16 protein-coding genes are annotated in these 16,828 nt (G+C 40.5%); 1 reads left to right on the top strand and 15 read right to left on the bottom strand.

The window, feature by feature from the left end; all coding sequences use genetic code 11:
- Nucleotide 1: 1 nt before the first annotated feature.
- The gene (locus tag UFB30_RS06350) at nucleotides 2–250 is read right to left on the bottom strand and encodes a hypothetical protein (RefSeq protein WP_322420849.1); all 249 of its coding nucleotides are present in this window, start codon (nucleotides 248–250) and stop codon (nucleotides 2–4) included.
- Nucleotides 251–345: 95 nt separating this feature from the next.
- Here UFB30_RS06350 and UFB30_RS06345 point away from each other — a divergent pair, with 95 nt between their 5' ends.
- Nucleotides 346–639 (top strand): HesB/YadR/YfhF family protein, encoded by a 294-nt coding sequence (locus UFB30_RS06345; protein ID WP_322420848.1) that lies wholly within the window; start codon nucleotides 346–348, stop codon nucleotides 637–639.
- A gap of 20 nt (nucleotides 640–659) precedes the next feature.
- Here the strand turns inward: UFB30_RS06345 and UFB30_RS06340 are convergent, their stop codons facing one another.
- From UFB30_RS06340 to UFB30_RS06275, 14 genes are all read right to left on the bottom strand, one after another.
- A complete protein-coding gene (locus tag UFB30_RS06340; RefSeq protein ID WP_322420847.1) occupies nucleotides 660–965 on the bottom strand; it encodes a hypothetical protein in 306 nt (101 codons plus the stop codon).
- Nucleotides 965–1,408: a thioesterase family protein gene (locus UFB30_RS06335; protein WP_322420846.1), complete on the bottom strand. Its 444-nt coding sequence runs from the start codon at nucleotides 1,406–1,408 to the stop codon at nucleotides 965–967. The genes UFB30_RS06340 and UFB30_RS06335 overlap by 1 nt, the downstream gene beginning before the upstream one ends.
- 100 nt (nucleotides 1,409–1,508) lie before the next feature.
- The gene (locus UFB30_RS06330) at nucleotides 1,509–1,643 is read right to left on the bottom strand and encodes an FbpB family small basic protein (RefSeq protein ID WP_322420845.1); all 135 of its coding nucleotides are present in this window, start codon (nucleotides 1,641–1,643) and stop codon (nucleotides 1,509–1,511) included.
- A gap of 126 nt (nucleotides 1,644–1,769) precedes the next feature.
- Nucleotides 1,770–4,481 carry an aconitate hydratase AcnA gene (acnA, locus tag UFB30_RS06325; RefSeq protein WP_322420844.1) on the bottom strand — a complete coding sequence of 904 codons (2,712 nt, stop codon included), beginning with the start codon at nucleotides 4,479–4,481 and terminating at the stop codon, nucleotides 1,770–1,772.
- Nucleotides 4,482–4,714: 233 nt separating this feature from the next.
- A complete protein-coding gene (locus UFB30_RS06320; RefSeq protein ID WP_322420843.1) occupies nucleotides 4,715–6,163 on the bottom strand; it encodes an amidase in 1,449 nt (482 codons plus the stop codon).
- A 12-nt stretch (nucleotides 6,164–6,175) separates the two neighbouring features.
- On the bottom strand, nucleotides 6,176–6,814 hold the full coding sequence (locus UFB30_RS06315; protein WP_322420842.1) for a thermonuclease family protein: 639 nt from the start codon (nucleotides 6,812–6,814) through the stop codon (nucleotides 6,176–6,178).
- 12 nt (nucleotides 6,815–6,826) lie between these two features.
- Complete coding sequence (locus UFB30_RS06310; RefSeq protein ID WP_322420841.1) at nucleotides 6,827–7,459, bottom strand: lytic transglycosylase domain-containing protein; 633 nt, start codon at nucleotides 7,457–7,459, stop codon at nucleotides 6,827–6,829.
- Nucleotides 7,460–7,555: 96 nt separating this feature from the next.
- Complete coding sequence (locus UFB30_RS06305; RefSeq protein ID WP_322420840.1) at nucleotides 7,556–8,002, bottom strand: MarR family winged helix-turn-helix transcriptional regulator; 447 nt, start codon at nucleotides 8,000–8,002, stop codon at nucleotides 7,556–7,558.
- 221 nt (nucleotides 8,003–8,223) lie between these two features.
- On the bottom strand, nucleotides 8,224–9,771 hold the full coding sequence (locus UFB30_RS06300; protein WP_322420839.1) for a glycine betaine uptake BCCT transporter: 1,548 nt from the start codon (nucleotides 9,769–9,771) through the stop codon (nucleotides 8,224–8,226).
- A gap of 223 nt (nucleotides 9,772–9,994) precedes the next feature.
- The gene (locus UFB30_RS06295; protein WP_322420838.1) at nucleotides 9,995–10,408 is read right to left on the bottom strand and encodes a hypothetical protein; all 414 of its coding nucleotides are present in this window, start codon (nucleotides 10,406–10,408) and stop codon (nucleotides 9,995–9,997) included.
- A gap of 15 nt (nucleotides 10,409–10,423) precedes the next feature.
- Nucleotides 10,424–11,860 (bottom strand): phospholipase D-like domain-containing protein, encoded by a 1,437-nt coding sequence (locus UFB30_RS06290; protein ID WP_322420837.1) that lies wholly within the window; start codon nucleotides 11,858–11,860, stop codon nucleotides 10,424–10,426.
- A 14-nt stretch (nucleotides 11,861–11,874) separates the two neighbouring features.
- Entirely contained in the window at nucleotides 11,875–12,453 is a 579-nt protein-coding gene (locus tag UFB30_RS06285; protein ID WP_322420836.1) for an SCO family protein, read from the bottom strand.
- A gap of 103 nt (nucleotides 12,454–12,556) precedes the next feature.
- Nucleotides 12,557–15,667, bottom strand: coding sequence for an SMC family ATPase (locus UFB30_RS06280; RefSeq protein ID WP_322420835.1), 3,111 nt, complete (start codon nucleotides 15,665–15,667; stop codon nucleotides 12,557–12,559).
- Nucleotides 15,664–16,800, bottom strand: coding sequence for an exonuclease SbcCD subunit D (locus tag UFB30_RS06275; RefSeq protein WP_322420834.1), 1,137 nt, complete (start codon nucleotides 16,798–16,800; stop codon nucleotides 15,664–15,666). Before UFB30_RS06275 ends, UFB30_RS06280 begins: the two co-directional genes overlap by 4 nt.
- Between the last annotated feature and the right edge of the window lie 28 nt (nucleotides 16,801–16,828).

The following is a 16,828-nucleotide window of genomic DNA, read 5'->3' as shown; positions in this document are numbered from 1 at the left end:
TTTAATATCCGGACAGATGCGGCGAAACAAAGATCATAATAATCGCTGCTACAGTCAAAATACCGGTACTCATTAAAAATGCCTGATTATTTTTACGGCTCAAGAATACTAATCCGCAGTAAACTGCAGCGGCTGCTAAAATGAATAGCAGGGCTTCAACATAGTAATGAGTTTCTAATTGAATAAATACCTGTAATGTTAAGCCTCCAAAAATAAATGCCCCAATAATCCAGAAAAGATTTTTTTCCATCTGTAACACCCTTTCTTTGTCACAATAAATTTCTTACTTTATAATGTAGTTTAATGAAGCAGCAATCAGCTGCACTGAGGAAAGGAGTTTTTCAATTGAATATCACGTTATCTGATGAAGCACTTAAATGGTTTGAAAATGAAATGCAAATTGAAAAAGGCTCCCACGTCAGGTTTTTTGCAAAATACGGCGGGTCAAGCGCTGTTCAGGAAGGATTTTCTTTAGGTGTTTCCAAGGATGAACCTGTTGAACCGGCTGCTGAAACTGAAAAATCAGGTATACATTTCTTTGTAGAAGAAAGTGATGTCTGGTATTTTGACGGCCATGACCTGCATGTTGCTTATGATGATAAGCTTGAAGGGCCCGAGTATCAGTATAACAAAGCTTAAAACCGCAGAAATGCGGTTTTTTATTTGAGGTTAAACCTTCTGATATGATCATCCAGCCCTTCTGCTTTTAAAATCTCCAGCTGCGTAGGCCCGATTAAATCGTAGTGTGAATACCCATCCTCTCTTATATGAATCCATTCCTTCTTTAACCCGTACTGTTTTCCCCACTGGTGAAGCTGATCAATACTCAGAGCACCAGCTTTTGTAACAGTTCTCATTTGACTAAATCTGTCATCGACCCAGTAATGCGTGAGAAAAGCAATTCTTCCTTCATCGATATCATGCTTCCATTTCAAAAGTTCTGTCCTTTTGATTCCAAATGCCATTAACGCTTACTCTCTTCCAATACAGGATGCTTTTTATGAGTTTCACACGCATCATGCCAGGCCGGGAAGTATTTTCTGACTGAGACAGGTCTGAAGTTTTCTTTTTTTACACACACATGTTTTGAAAGACCTGAAGCTGCAATTGTTCCGTCTTCAAGAAGAATTTCATAACCGTAATGAGTTCTCAACCCATCATAATGCTCCATCCATGTATGTATTGTAACGACATCCCCATATTTTGCAGGGCTCTTGTAGGAAATGTTAATATCCATAACGGGAGCAAGGATTCCTTCATCTTCCATGTCAGAATACTTAAATCCCATTGTTTCAATCAGTGATGTGCGTCCGATTTCCATCCAGACTAAATAGTTCGCATGATAGACAACGCCCATCTGGTCAGTCTCAGCATAACGGACTTCAACCTCTTTTTTAGCTGTTAACATGTATAACCCTCTTTTCATTACAATGTAGCCTCATTATATCTGAAATGAAACAGAAAAAAAATAAAAGCACCCTATCCCGGCTGGACAGAATGCGATCTGATTAGTTTTTTTCACTCCATGTAATCCATCTTTTTTCTAAACGTTCTTCTATCCGATCCATTTTTACAGGATCTTTTTTGATGTCAGATCGATTCTCTGCCAACAGCTCCTGAAAAGACTTGCCTTTTACTCTCATATTGCACACACCTCCTATTTACAGTATGTCACATTATGGGACTGTTTAAACTAAAATAGTTAGAATTTTTTAATTATTATAGAGTTAAAAAAATCCGACAGCCAGATGACTGTCGGATTAAGTGAATTATACGGTTAATTTATCACGCAGAACCATTCTTAAAATTCCGCCATGACGGTAATAATCGACTTCAACGTCTGAGTCAAAACGTGCAAGTACCTCAAATTCAGTTACTTTTCCGTCTTCATCAGTTGCTGTAACTGTCAGGATATCACGAGGCTTTACATCGTCTGTGATATTTACAGCGATTGTTTCTTTTCCTGTTAATCCTAATGTTTCAGCACTTTCACCCTTTTTAAACTGAAGTGGAAGTACACCCATAAACACAAGGTTTGAACGGTGGATACGCTCATAGCTTTCTGCGATGACAGTTTTAATACCAAGAAGGTTTGTACCTTTTGCAGCCCAGTCGCGGGATGAACCCATGCCGTAATCTTTACCTGCGAGTACAACTAAACCTGTGTTATCTTCCTGATACTTCATGCAAGCATCATAGATTGCCATTACTTCACCGGTTGGCCAGTATGTTGTATATCCGCCTTCTGTACCCGGAGCAATCTGGTTACGGATACGGATATTTGCAAATGTACCACGCATCATGACTTCGTGGTTACCACGGCGCGAGCCATAAGAGTTAAAGTCACGGATTTCCACGCCATTTTCACGTAGATATTTTCCTGCAGGTGTATCTTTGCCGATCGCACCAGCCGGTGAAATATGGTCAGTCGTAACTGAATCTCCAAACTTACCTACTACACGCATACCGCTGAGTGTTTCAATTGCAGATGGGTGTTCTGTAAGACCTTCAAAGAATGGTGGATTCTGAATATATGTTGAATCATCTGAGAATGCATAAAGCGCATCATCATTTGTTTCAATTTCATTCCAACGTTCGTTATTGTCAAATACACGCTCGTACTCTTCACGGAAAAGTTCAGGTGTTACAGTTGATTTAACGATCGCGTTTACTTCTTCAGTTGTTGGCCAGATGTCTTTCAGGAAGATATCCTGTCCATCTTTCCCTTTACCGATCGGATCTTTCTGAAGGTCAATATCCACAGTTCCTGCAAGCGCGTAAGCAACAACCAGTGGCGGTGATGCCAGGTAGTTAGCTCGTACTAACGGATGGATACGTCCTTCAAAGTTACGGTTTCCTGACAATACAGACGATACAAGCAGATCACTTTCTGAAATTGTTTTTTCAATTTCAGGAAGTAGTGGTCCGGAGTTACCAATACATGTCGTACACCCGTAACCAACCAGGTCAAATCCAAGGCTTGCAAGCGGATCAAGCAGATCAGCATCACGCAGATAGCCGGATACAACCTTTGAACCTGGTGCAAGTGAAGTCTTTACATACTTTGGCACTTCCATTCCAAGCTCAACGGCTTTTTTAGCAACTAAGCCGGCACCAAGCATTACATATGGGTTAGATGTATTTGTACAGCTTGTAATGGCAGCAATTGCAATTGCACCAGTCTTCATAGGCGCTACATCACCGTTGCTGAATTCAACAACTGCTTCTTTATTAATTTCTTCTTTTTCAAGTCCGAATCCCTGTACGCCTTCTTTTGCAGTTAGCGCTTTGTGGAATTCTTTCTGCATAGCTGATAGCGGAATCAGATCCTGTGGACGTTTTGGTCCTGAAAGGTTCGGTTCAACTGTTGACAGGTCAAGTTCAACTACATCAGTGTAAGTTGGATCTTCTTTGTCAGTCGTAAAGAACATATCATTGCGCTGCAAATATTCCTTAACAACTGCAATGTCACTGTCTTCACGGCCAGTTAAGCGCATGTAGTTAAGTGATTCTTCATCCACAGGGAAGAAGCCGCACGTCGCACCATATTCAGGTGCCATATTGGCAATCGTTGCACGGTCTGCAAGCGGCAGATTTGCAACACCATCACCAAAGAATTCAACAAATTTTCCAACTACGCCTTTTTGACGGAGAACCTGAGTTACTTTCAGCGCAAGGTCTGTAGCTGTAGCTCCCTGTGGCAGCTGGTTTGTAAGGCGTACCCCGATTACTTCAGGTATCGGGAAATATGAAGGCTGACCAAGCATTCCTGCTTCTGCTTCGATACCACCAACGCCCCACCCTAATACACCGATACCGTTGATCATCGTTGTATGAGAGTCAGTACCTACAAGTGTGTCAGGAAAAGCAATTGTTTCTCCTTCTGCGTTTTCAATCGCATGGACTACATTTGCAAGGTATTCAAGGTTAACCTGGTGAACGATACCTGTTGCAGGTGGAACTGCACGGTAGTTGTCAAATGCTTTTTGAGCCCATGATAGGAACTGGTAACGCTCAGCATTACGTTCAAATTCAAGATCCATATTTACCTGAAGTGCATCAGGTGTCCCATACTTATCTACCTGTACAGAGTGGTCAATGACTAGATCAACCGGAATTTCAGGGTTGATTTTATCGGGTGAACCACCCATTTTAGACATTGCATCACGTAAAGAAGCAAGGTCTACAACTGCAGGTACACCAGTGAAATCCTGGAGGATAACGCGCGAAGGCTTGAATGGCACTTCAGAATCCTTCACTTCTTCAGAACCCCAGTTTGCAAGGTTTTTAATGTGATCTTCTTTAATTACTCTGCCGTCATATTGACGTAACACTGATTCGAGTAAAACACGAATCGAGTATGGCAATTTAGAAATGTTAGTAAAGCCCTTTTCTTCAAGCGTTTTCAGCTCGTAGTAATGATAGCGTTTACCTTCTAGCTCAAAAGACTTTTTCGATTGAAAAATATCCTGATTAGCCATCTTGTTTCCCCCTCATCATTTTGTAAAGCGACGTTATGTAACTTTTTTCGCACAATTCAATCTTAATACAATTGACTTCATAAGTAAATATCAATAAAGTTATGTTATTTGATAAGAAAAACTTATCAAATAACCAGATTACGATTACACAGAAACATAAAAAGCGAATTTTAATAGATTATTTTGTAACATACAAATCAATTAATGTTTTAAAGTGCTTTACCAGCATAATATTAATTGGTTTTCATCAAAATGTTGCTAACGCTTAATAGCCAGTGCTCATTTCCTTTAGGTGCCATCAGCTGAATCCCGATCGGCAACCCGTTCTCAGCAGTATAAAGTGGCAGACTGATTGCCGGCTGCCCGGTTAAATTCGCCAGCTGTGTGTATGGTGTCAAAGTTAAGCTGGGCTCAAACATCTGATAAATCAGCTCCTGCTGATCCTGTGCTTTCATTAAGTGAATATGTTCGAGCGAGTTCTGCATCGCCTCTTGATGTCTCAATTGACCAATAAGAGGAGCAGTATGGGCAGCAGCCGGTGTTATGTACAAATCATACCTCTGATGAAATTCATGCATGATGGCTGATGCCTGGTCCCATGCAGATAAACTCCGGCTGAAATCTCCGGCTGAACATTTTAAACCTGCCTGATACAGGGCCCATGATTCAATTTCAACGTCTTCTATGGTTAATTTTCTATTAAATGATTTCTCCAGGCTGGATACTAAAGCTGCCATTTCACCGCTATTCATCATGTAATATTGCCTCATCAGTTCCTTCCCATCAATAGGAGGTGCAGCCTCTTCACATTGAAACCCTTCAGCCTGCAGCATGTCTACCGTCTTTAGTACGGCTTGTTCTGCATCAGGACTGACAAGCGTTCCTACCGGAGAATGGAATGAATATGCCACCCTGAAATTATTCTTCATCTCTAAGGTGTTTAGATATCCTTTAGAAAAAAGTGGTGTATGATAAGCGGCTGCCCTTTGATAAATCTGCATGCAATCAAGTAACCCGGCTGTATCACGTACCGATTTTGTCAGAAAAAAGTCAATCGCAGCTCCCTGCCACTGTCTGCCGGTTCCTGGACCAACCGGCATTCTGCCCCTGGTCGGTTTCAAACCGATTAACCCCGAAAATGAAGCAGGAATGCGTATCGATCCTCCTCCATCACTGGCACCCGCAACCGGTACCATTCCACTTGCAACAGCTGCTGCAGCTCCACCGCTAGAGCCACCTGGTGAATGATTCACATTGAGCGGATTTCTCGATGCGCCATGAAGAAGAGGCTCAGTTATGTTTTTTAATCCGAATTCCGGAGCATTTGTATGACCCAGCACGATAAAGCCGGCTTGAATTAATTTATCTGTAAAATAGCTGTTTTTTAATGCAAGGTTGCTTTTAAGAAGGTTCGACCCTGCAGTAGCGGGAGACCCCTTAACATTTTGAGACATATCTTTTAATAAAATTGGCACGCCGCCGAAAGGGGTATTCATATTGGCTTTTTCAGCTTCAGTCATCGCTTTTTCAAGCCTGAGATGAGTTACTGCATTTACGCGGGGGTTTTCATCATTGATCACATTCACAGCTGTTTCAACTGCTTCACGGACCGAAATATTTTTAGATTTTATCAAACCAGCTAGTCCAGTAGCGTCATATCTCATGTATTCTTCTTTCTTCAACTGAATCCCCTCCTATTTAGGTGCTCTGAATCCCGCATCTTCAGCAGCTTCAACCGAACAAAACCACTCTTCAGGAATCGTCTTATCATAATAAGGTGAATCTACTGTATGATAGATTTTATCACCGCGGGAGTTAATATTCCCCTTTATATCACAGCCGGCATCCTGACTAACAGTTGACTCATCCTGCTGATAATTTTCAACTGACCATATACCAATCCCATCATTCTTTGCAGTGGCTTCCACAGCACGGAATTCATCTACATATTTTGTGTTAGGCGGATACACTGAAACCCGTGCTAACCCTTCCTCAAGCAGTTTTTCATTAAACATCTCACCATCATGCCATACATATGCAAGCATTCGGCCATAACGGTCTCTTTCTGCAACATCTAATTCAAGCTCCACGGTTTCACCTTCAAGCTGCTCAGTAAATACTGATGCTTCTGGTCCATACGGCTGCACACCAATCGTGGGGTGCTTGGTTTCAGGTGTATCAATCAGCAGAAATCGAACCCTCTCAATTGATCCATCGCCCAGCTTTACATCGATGGTATCACCGTCAACAATATAAGTAACTTCCCCTGTTAAGCCGGCTTCACTGCAGCCGCTTAAAAATAGAACAATAAATAAAATCCCTATTTTACGCATATCTTCACCGCTTTACGGATGTTTTTCTTTATAATCATGGTAAAAACCTAATACGTCCTCTACATATTGATCACTGCGGTTATAGAGAAAGATTGCCCGTTCAAGATCACCTTCTGCTGCACCATTTTGTGATAAGTAATTCGCTGCACTGAATACCGCATCTTCTATATCATAGGGGTCTGCCACACCATCATCATTCGCATCGATACCATAGCCGCCGTAATGATCAATCGCAGCAGGATCTGTCAGTTCTTCCTCAGGGATCTCACCCTCACCAAGGCCTTCACAGCTCGGATGGCTCCAGCCGATAAATGTACACGGCATAAACTGCATATGACCCTCTGCTCCCACAGGAGAAACAAGTGTGTCCATTGTGGAGAATCTGGTTTCAACCCGGTGATGAGCCGCAAGAAGCCGCCAGTCAACACCATATTCATCAGCTGCTTTTTTATACACTGATATAAATTCTTCAGGTATTTCAAGTTCTACAGGTGCACCATTCTGTTCCAGCAAATCCAGTGTTTTTCCTCTATATTCATCATCATTGAAAACGACAAAAATTGCTGAAAAAATCAGCACTGATACAAGTGTAAAGAGAGCGACGACCAGTCTGAATCCTATTGATTTTTTATTTTTAGCTGCCAAACCATTAACCTCTTCCTTTATATTGACTCACTTTCATATTGTAGCGGAATAATTGATTGGTGAACAGAAATTACAGTCAGTGAAGTGAATACAGTTTTATTTCTCAACCTGCTTCTGTTTAATCACATCATTTAATTTTCTGAGCGAATTAATGACTGCTTCAATTTCACTGATTGAAAGGTGTGTATAGTACTGCTCTGTCATCTTTTCATTAAAATCTTTAATTCTTCTGGCAAACATTCTTCCTTTTGGTCCTAAATAAATCAGGGTTTCACGCTTATTCTCCGGGTTTTGTTCCCTCTCAATAAAACGATCTTTTTCGAGTCTTGCGATCACCTGACTCACTGCACTTTTTGAAACCTGAAATTCATGCACAAGCTCCCTGGCAGTCAGCGGTGCATATTTCACACAAAACATTAGATAGTTTTCCTGCTGAGGGGTCAAATTAAATTGACTCAGAGGCTCCAGGTCCTCTGTTAACAGCCGGCTTGTTTCATCAAACGTATCGTGAAGTTCTTTAACGTAGGTATCGAGGGTTTTCATCAATATTCTCCTTTTAGTTAAGTTAACTTAACTTTACTATTCTATCATATTTCTATAAATGTTAACAAATTTCCTTATTTAATGCGAATACATGGTGCGGAGAATTTGAATACCTGCGTACCCTGCAGCTTCCACAATCAACAATTGGCAAAACAAAAACCCTGAGCTTCAGTATGTAACTGACGCTCAGGGTTACTTCAATCATTTATTCAAAAAGCATATTAGCTTTCTGAATTTTGTTTAGCAGTTTTATCTTTAACAGCCTGCTTTTTAGGTCTTAACATCAGACCGAGGTCTTTCCGTTCCTGATTTAATGCTTTGTAGGTCGAAATCATCATTAATATCATGATAAAGGAGAACGGAAATGCTGCAACGATCAGTGCATTCTGAAGCGCCTGCAGTCCATCTGCTGATAACAGAATGACAGCTACAGCTGATTGTGCAAGTCCCCATGTTAACTTAACTGTATTAGGAGGTGTGAGAGAACCATATGTTGTCTGCATTCCCAATACAAATGTTGCTGAATCTGCTGATGTAATAAAGAAAGTACTGATCAGAAGAATCGCAATGACTGATAATACAATTCCAAGCTGATACTCATTGAAGACCGCAAATAACACTTCTTCAGTAAGCAGTCCTGTCAGATCAACGTTCCCCTGCTGCTGAACGTTAATTGAGCTTGAGCCGAATACAGCAAACCAGAAGAAACTTACAAGTGATGGCAGGACAAGTACGCCGGCCATGAATTCTCTGATTGTTCGTCCGCGGGATACGCGGGCAATAAATATACCGACAAATGGTGACCATGAAATCCACCATGCCCAGTAGAAAATCGTCCATGCATTAATCCAGTCACGATTTCCCTGATCCAGAGGTGCAATTCTGAAACTCATTTCAAGCAGGTTTTGTGCATAAGCACCCAGTGAATTTGTAAAGAGATTCAAAATCAGCATGGTAGGTCCAATTATGAGCATGACAACCATCAGAATGACAGCAAGAATCATGTTTGTGTTTGATAAGTATCTGATTCCTTTGCTGATGCCTGACCATGCAGAAATCATGAACAAAACAGTAACGACTGCGATGATGATTACCTGCGTAGTAAAATTAATTTCAATACCTGTCAGGTAAGATAAACCGCCGTTAATCTGAATAGCACCAAAACCTAGCGTGGTCGCAACACCGACAACTGTTGCAAATACTGCAAGTACATCTACTAAAGTACCCCAGCCTCCGCGCATTCTATCACCAAATAGAGGAATAAGTGTTGCAGACACAAGGCCCGGTTCACCTTTACGGAATTTAAAGTAGGCTAGTGCAAGTGCAACGACTGCATAAATTGCCCATGCATGAAGTCCCCAATGGAAAAATGTATATTGCATTGAGTCTTTTAATGCCTGGTCACTGCCAGCTTCAGCAAGCGGCGGATCACTGGCAAAGTGAAGCATTGGTTCAGCTGCCCCCCAGAAAACCAGTCCGATACCCATACCGGCACTAAATAACATTGCAAACCATGTGCTTGTTGAATATTCCGGACGCTCATCCGGTTTACCCAGTCTGATCTGTCCGATTGGAGTTAATGCGAGCACGATACAGAATATGACCATGCCAGTAACAATAATTAAATAATACCAGCCGAAAGTTGATGAAATAAACGCCTGTAAGTTAGCCGTTCCTTCTTCAAAACTGGTTGGTGCAGCAATAGAATATATAACAGCTGCAAGTACAATTGCTAAAGTAATCCAAAAAACATTTGAGATTTTTTTCATTTTACTCTCCTTCCTTATAATCTGTTTTATTTCCCCAGCAGACTTGCATAGACAAAAAATGGTAAAATAGCCTTCTGGTTATTAGGGACTACACTTATATACCCTAAACAGGGATTTAAAAACACGTTCATGATCGTAACATACTGAATTCATGCGTTACAAGTGTTATGCAGTATAAAAAATAAAACGCCTGGTTATACAAGGCGTTTTTAGGAAAAATTATCTAGTTAACATCTTCAAAGTTAATTTCAGGCTCTTCTGGTAATTGCGGATCCTCTAAATTGATATCCGTTTTCTGTTCTGTTTTTTGATTCTTATCCGATTCGATCTCCTTCTGATCGTCAGGTTCAGACGTTTTACCATAATGATCATTGACCGTATCAGTTTCATCTTCAGCCGGCTCAACTACATGAGAATCATTTGCGGGAGGTACTTTATTTTCTCTTTCTTCAGCTGATTCTTCTGTAGCACCATTCTGAGGAGGATCAGATTCCGGCTCATCCTCTTCAAGTTGAGCCGGTCTGACATCATAATCATCCAATGAAGGTTCTGATATGATTAACAGGATGAGTGTAATTGCACTCGTCATCAGTACAGTTGACATTGTAATAAGTAAAACCCATTGTTTCCGGTTCAAATAAGTCCCCCTAAATCAATACGTGGTCAGTTTCAGGCTTTTTTGCAGCCAGTATACACCTCTTTGCCAGAAAGAAAGAGTGTCCTGATACTCTTCAAGCGGTACGGTATATTCAGCGCCTTCATTATTCCATAGCCGGTTAAAATATTGTTCAGTATCGATCATGACACCTTCAGTCAATGGTCCTGAAATCGTAATATTGTTTTCGAGATTATAATTTTTCATGTTCCTCATAGTAAAGTTCGCGGAGCCGGAAATAATCGTACCTTCATCGGCTGCTTTTATATACATCATTTTCGGGTGATATTGTTCTATATCGACATTATACCAGCGAACGTTCATCTGCTGATCGGAATTTTCATTCATTTCGTTGATAACCGGTCTGTTTGGGAGCCCGGTTTTCTTATTGCCAAATGCAGTTTCATTCGGATCAAGAATAAAAGAAACCTTCACTCCGTTATTTGCGGCATTGATTAATGCATCAACAATGTTCGGTTCAGAAAGGTAAAACATCGCCAGCCATATTTCATCTCCTGATTCTGTATCCCCAATAGCATCCAGAACCTGCGATAACGTCTCACCTTCCGTGGTATAAGTCACTTCTAGCGGACCATCTGGATTTTTTTCTTCCTGCGAATCAAATTCAGGAAAATCCTTCAGATAGCCTGACATTCTTGCTACAGCTGCTTCAGCCTCCAGCATATCTTCTATAACTGGACCAGACACTTCATAAGCCACATTATTGTGAAAACCTGATTCATTATGTGCATTGGCTGAAAGAACCATTGCACTTTGATCAGTAATGACTGCTTTACGATGATTGGCCTTCACATTTGCCAATGCCAGATAAGATCTGAACGTCATTTCCGGACCACCGTCGACAAATGGATTCATAATCCAGCCTGTACCGCTCTGACCGAAATATTTCGGTCCCATTCTCCATGCTGATGAATATAAAGGGGTTGGATCTCTGAGAGGATCGAGATTCGATATCACTACATCGATTCCTGCATCTTTCATCGGTTCTAACCATGCTCCCTCATAAGATCCATATCCCGTGTTAAAAGGGTCAGTTATAAAAATAATCGGCATCTCAGGGAATTTCTCCTTTTTCTCAATCAACTCATTCATTAAACTTCCACTTAGATCCGGATAACCTTTTTTCTCACTGACCCTGCCATCCATCATAAACATATCGATCACAATAAAATCTTCTGCTTCCCCGATCATCTCATAAACTCTCTCAAATATTTGATGATCCAGTGTTCTTTCACCATTTTCTGTGTAAGTAAGGTCACGATAAAACTTTACGCTCTCAGCCCTTCTTACTTCACTTCGATAAGATATCCCTTCCGGAAGCGGTTTGTACTGATGATAGATCATGATACTGAAATAAATCATTGCGAACACAATTAAATACCATCTTTTTTGTTTATACCACTTCTTTTTCACTTTGCTCCTCCGAATCAGCTGTCTCCAAGCGCTTTAAGATCAGCGATTATTTCATCTTCAGGTACAGACTGATAGCCATCATAACTTTTTACGACAACTCCGTCCGGGCTGATCAGATAAATACTTGTTGGGTGTGTCATTTGGTCTGACGAAGGGTCATCGACCACAAGTCCCTGAAACGATTCAAGTGCAAGTGAGCTGACTGTATCAAACTGATACCCGGTTAAAAAATCCCACTTATCTTCATTCAGGTCGTAACGCCCCATAAATTCCTGCAGTGCTTCCGGAGTGTCGCGCTCAGGGTCGACACTGAAAGAAACCATCCGGTAATTTTCCACACCTTCATCTTCAATCGCCTCTTGCAAACCTGTCATATTATACGTCATAGGCGGGCAAACTGTGTCGCAGTTTGTAAATATAAAATTCGCAACCACAGGTGTCCCTTCTAAATCCTCATTTGTGATCTGCTCGCCGTCATGATTCGTAAATTCAAATGCATTTAACTCTTCTTCCATATTGCCTTCGAAACCACCTGAACACGCTGACACCAGGATTGCTGCAGTTATTCCGGCAGTCATCATTCTTTTATTCATGTTAAAGCTCCTTTATCTCTTTACTCATCTGCACTCAATCGTACATAAATGAGTAAGTCGTTACAAGGCAGTCTGTTGTATTATGTTGTATATATTGTGACACTTAGAGCGTTTCAAAAATAAATTTCGTTGAGCTGCCGCCTTTCGTTGAAAACACTTCTAACCTAGCATCGATCCGTTCTTTTAATTCAGGTACATGGGATATGACACCTACAAGCCTTCCACCTGACTGAATATCCATTAAGGATTCGATAGCCTGATCAAGAGATTCAGGATCAAGTGTTCCGAAACCTTCATCGATAAACATGGTCTCCAGTGACACCCCGCCTGCATATGACTGTACAACATCAGCCAATCCGAGCGCGAGCGCCAGTGATGCTTTAAATGCTTCACCACCTGACAGCGTTTTAACATGTCTTTGCTGTCCTGTATAGTGATCCATTACTAATAGCTCTAGCCCCCCCTGCTTATTACCTTTTGAACGGTCTTCTTTTCTGTGCAGTTCGTACCGCCCTGATGTCATTTTCAGCAGTCTTTCATTTGCAACGATTAAAATGTCTTCGAGATAATATGCCAGCACAAACCGTTCAAACGTCAGCTTCAATTCATTTTGACCATTAGCGATTTCTGATAACTGCCCAGTTAGCAGATACCGTTTTTCGGTCTCTGCAGAAGCTGCCAGGTTTTCATCAAGATTTTTTAGTATTTGTTCATGTTGCTGAATATAAGCAGAGAGCCATGAATGTTCTTCCTCAAGCTTGGTGAGTTCAGTTTCAACTGCTGTTTTTTCTGATTCCAGTAACTTCATATCAGGTTTCGAAACATCTTCTAGATCAATTTTCAGTTTTTCAGCGTATTCATTTAATGAAAATAGTTTCTTCTCGTAAGATGAAACACTTTGATCGAGTTCTTCCCGTTCTGTATCAGAAAGCTTCCCTTCGACCAGTTCACCCATTTGATCAAATAAAGACTTTTCAAGCGCATCCTGAAGATGATCTGATGCTTCTTTTAGTGATTTTTCTGTATTTAAAACTTCATTTTCCGCCTGCTTCAATCTTTCTGACAGTCTGTTAAACTCTTTATCAGCATGCAGGAATTTTGCTTCAGATTGTTCATATTGCATTTTAAAATGCTGAATATTTTTTTCTAGCGCACTGATTTCACTGCTCAAAAATTCCTTATTAAGATACTTCTCCGGAATCTCTTCTTTTAGTTGATTTACCTGACTCCTGATAGAAATATAATCATCGCGCTTTTTCTGTACAAGTGCTTCAAGCTGTTGAATATCCTGATGAAGTTTCAGAATTTTTTGTTCTGCAGTCTTTATTTCTGCTGAGGGTTCACCGTCTTTTAACTGGATAGACAGCACATGTTGCTCCTGTTCATAGGCACCCTTCATTTCAATATAATGATTCATGCTGTAACGCTCATTAAAATACTTTGAGGATTCTTTTTCCCCGTTCAGTTTCTTTAATTCCAGATCTATTTGATTCATTCTGTTTTCAGCATGCTCAATAGCTGATTCGTTTCTGATTTTTTCCGAATGAAAAGATTGAATATTTTGTTGGATCACCTCAGTATCGATTGTTTCCCCTTCTCTGACAGCAGGACTCGGATGATGTGTAGAGCCGCATACAGGGCATGCCTCACCTTGTTTTAACTGTCCGGATAATTCAAATGCATGCTGAATAAATTGCTCATTCTGTGCTTTATCCAGTTCAGTCTGCTCTTTTATCAGCTCTCTGTTAATCTTCAAGAGGTTGTCATTCTTTACTTTTAAATCATTTTCCAGATGATTCCTGGCAGACTTAATTTCCTCAAGCTCCCTGCATATTTTTAAAAAACTGGTCAGTTCACTTATCTCAACTTTTAAATCTGCTGACTTCGCCTGTTGTTCATACCATTTCTGCTGTTTAACTGACAGATCCGTTTTTAACTTTTCATATTCAGCAAGTTGCTCTTTTAATTTGTCCAGCTTTTCTTTATCAGCTTTTCCTGATTGAGCATGACGTGTCAGCTCTTCTGTTTTAAATAAATACCGTTCAAGCTTTTGTTTTAATAAATATAAATCATTTAATTTTTTTTCATCAGAAGCAATTTCTTCTTTTTGTTGATTTAAATGTTCCATTTTCTGTTTCAACTGGTTGTACTCCTGCTGAATGACAGATAATTGAGCATGTGTTTCTTCTTTAAAACGCGTTCTTTGTTCAGATTCTTTTTCTTTTGTCAGAACTTCTTTATAAAACGGCCAGATCTGATCTGCTTCTCTGGCAATGCGCAATCTATCTTTCCACCCGGCAATTTCTTTCTGCCTTTCTTTTAATTGAGCCAGATCTTCATGCGTTTTTTGCAGCTCTTTGAAAGCCCGCTCAATATAAAGGGCGTTTTCAATTTTCTTTAAAATATCTTTATATTGTTCTTTTTTATTTTGAATGATGTGCTTTTGACTTTCGAATTTTTCTTTCTGAGTTGCTACTAAGTTATTTACTAGTGTTAGAATTAGCTTGTCATGTTTCACCTCCTGATTTAACGCGTCGGTTAATTCTAGGTGATCAAGAGGGTTAAGCAAATCATAAAATCTGGTGCGATCCTTTAAGAAGCCTGCAGCCTCTTCTCTGAGCTCTTTTGATTTGGATTTTAGATACTCTTGGAAGTAACGGTAAGATTCAGTATGGAATAATTTTTGAAGAATTCTCTCTTTATCGGTACTATCCGACGTTAGCAGCGTTCTGAACTCACCCTGTGGAATCATCAGAATTTGTTTGAACTGATGGAAATCCAGCTGCATCAGCCTGTTGATCTGATCATCTGATTCACTTAATGTTGACCCAAGAAGTTTTTCCTCTCCATCTGTAACCTCATATATTTCCGCCTTGGCGCTGACTGTGGTAAAACCTTCACCTCTTGCTTTTCTTCTGCTCTGAATTGGTGAACGTACAATACGATAGGTTCTGTTTTTCAGTGAAAATGTAAAATCAACGCTGGTCAGCATATTCTGCTCTGCAAAATCACTTCTTAAATCCTGAGCAGACCTCTCTTCACCGCTCGTTTTACCGTAGAGTGCAAAAGCGATCGCATCGAATATTGTTGTTTTACCCGCACCCGTTTTACCGGAAATAACAAACATTGTCCTTGAACCAAGCTCTTCAAAATTTATTTCTTCTGTGTTTGCATATGGACCGAATGCACGGATGATTAATTTTTTTGGTCTCATGATTCATCACTTCCCTTAAGACTTACGTTCAGACTCTCTTTCAATTCTGCTTCTAATTCCTCTGTCCATTCTGCTTCTGTCACATACGCAAAGAACCGCCTGAATAATTCCGTATCTGACAGGTTTTCATGTTTCTCACGCACTTGGCGATCCCTTTTTTTATCACGTTCTGTTGATTCTCTTTCCAGATGAAGAACATTCGGATAAACAGATCTGAGTCTGTTGATAGGATCAATTAATGCGCCTTCATCTGTCAGAACAGCTTTTATATAGTCTTCTTTACGATCATAGAAATCCTGTTTCATCAGCTCTTCCAGTGACCCACGGAGAATCACCATATCCCTTTTTGGCTTCAGTAAAATTTCTTCCACTGAAACCTCCTGATTTTCTATCGTTACACATTTGACCATCTTTTTATGATTTGCTTCTGAAAATGAATATTTCATCAGGGAGCCGGAATAATGAACTTTTTCATCCCTGATTGCATAAGGGCTATGTAAGTGACCCAGCGCAGTGTAAGTAAATGAATCAAACAATTCTTTACCGACAGTACCGGCCCCTCCTACTGACAGGGTTCTTTCAGAGTCAGTCGTTGAGCCTCCTGTTACAAATGAATGACCAACCAGAACTTCCGGTTTCTCTCCGAAATCTTCTAGGGATGAAATTGATGCAACCACCTGCTTCATCGCATCATGATGTGAGGTGATTGAATCATCTTTTAACGTTTCCCTTATAACAGATGGTTCCGCGTATGGGACTGAATGAAACCTGACCCCTTTAATTTCAACTCCTTTTAATACAGGACTCCACTTACCTGTTACGTGAAGATCTGAATGCTTGTACCACGCTGAACCAAAGGCGATACGATCAGCACTGTCGTGATTTCCTGAGATTGCGACAACCGGTATTTTCATATCAACATTCAATTTGTATAAAGTTTCATTTAATAGATTGACAGCTTCTGCAGGTGGTACCGAACGATCATACAGATCTCCTGCTATAATAATTGCATCAGGCTTTATACGGTCAGCCAACTCGACAAATTGTTCAAGAATTTCTGACTGGTCTTCCGTCATGTACACGCCGTGGATAAGCTTTCCAAGGTGCCAGTCAGCTGTATGTAAAAATTTCATCAGATCATTCCCCTTTAAAGCATGATGA

This window comes from Jeotgalibacillus haloalkalitolerans, from assembly GCF_034427455.1.
Lineage (GTDB): Bacteria > Bacillota > Bacilli > Bacillales > Jeotgalibacillaceae > Jeotgalibacillus > Jeotgalibacillus haloalkalitolerans.
The sequence above is the reverse complement of the archived record's forward strand: the minus strand, read 5'-3'. Positions and strand labels throughout refer to the sequence as shown.

What these genes read in the sequence shown, in the direction of transcription:
- UFB30_RS06350 (WP_322420849.1), bottom strand. Translation starts at nt 250, where the DNA reads ATGGAAAAAAATCTTTTCTGGATTATTGGGGCATTTATTTTTGGAGGC.
- UFB30_RS06340 (WP_322420847.1), bottom strand. Translation starts at nt 965, where the DNA reads ATGGCATTTGGAATCAAAAGGACAGAACTTTTGAAATGGAAGCATGAT.
- UFB30_RS06335 (WP_322420846.1), bottom strand. Translation starts at nt 1,408, where the DNA reads ATGTTAACAGCTAAAAAAGAGGTTGAAGTCCGTTATGCTGAGACTGAC.
- UFB30_RS06330 (WP_322420845.1), bottom strand. Translation starts at nt 1,643, where the DNA reads ATGAGAGTAAAAGGCAAGTCTTTTCAGGAGCTGTTGGCAGAGAATCGA.
- acnA (WP_322420844.1), bottom strand. Translation starts at nt 4,481, where the DNA reads ATGGCTAATCAGGATATTTTTCAATCGAAAAAGTCTTTTGAGCTAGAA.
- UFB30_RS06315 (WP_322420842.1), bottom strand. Translation starts at nt 6,814, where the DNA reads ATGCGTAAAATAGGGATTTTATTTATTGTTCTATTTTTAAGCGGCTGC.
- UFB30_RS06305 (WP_322420840.1), bottom strand. Translation starts at nt 8,002, where the DNA reads ATGAAAACCCTCGATACCTACGTTAAAGAACTTCACGATACGTTTGAT.
- UFB30_RS06300 (WP_322420839.1), bottom strand. Translation starts at nt 9,771, where the DNA reads ATGAAAAAAATCTCAAATGTTTTTTGGATTACTTTAGCAATTGTACTT.
- UFB30_RS06285 (WP_322420836.1), bottom strand. Translation starts at nt 12,453, where the DNA reads ATGAATAAAAGAATGATGACTGCCGGAATAACTGCAGCAATCCTGGTG.
- UFB30_RS06280 (WP_322420835.1), bottom strand. Translation starts at nt 15,667, where the DNA reads ATGAGACCAAAAAAATTAATCATCCGTGCATTCGGTCCATATGCAAAC.
- UFB30_RS06275 (WP_322420834.1), bottom strand. Translation starts at nt 16,800, where the DNA reads ATGAAATTTTTACATACAGCTGACTGGCACCTTGGAAAGCTTATCCAC.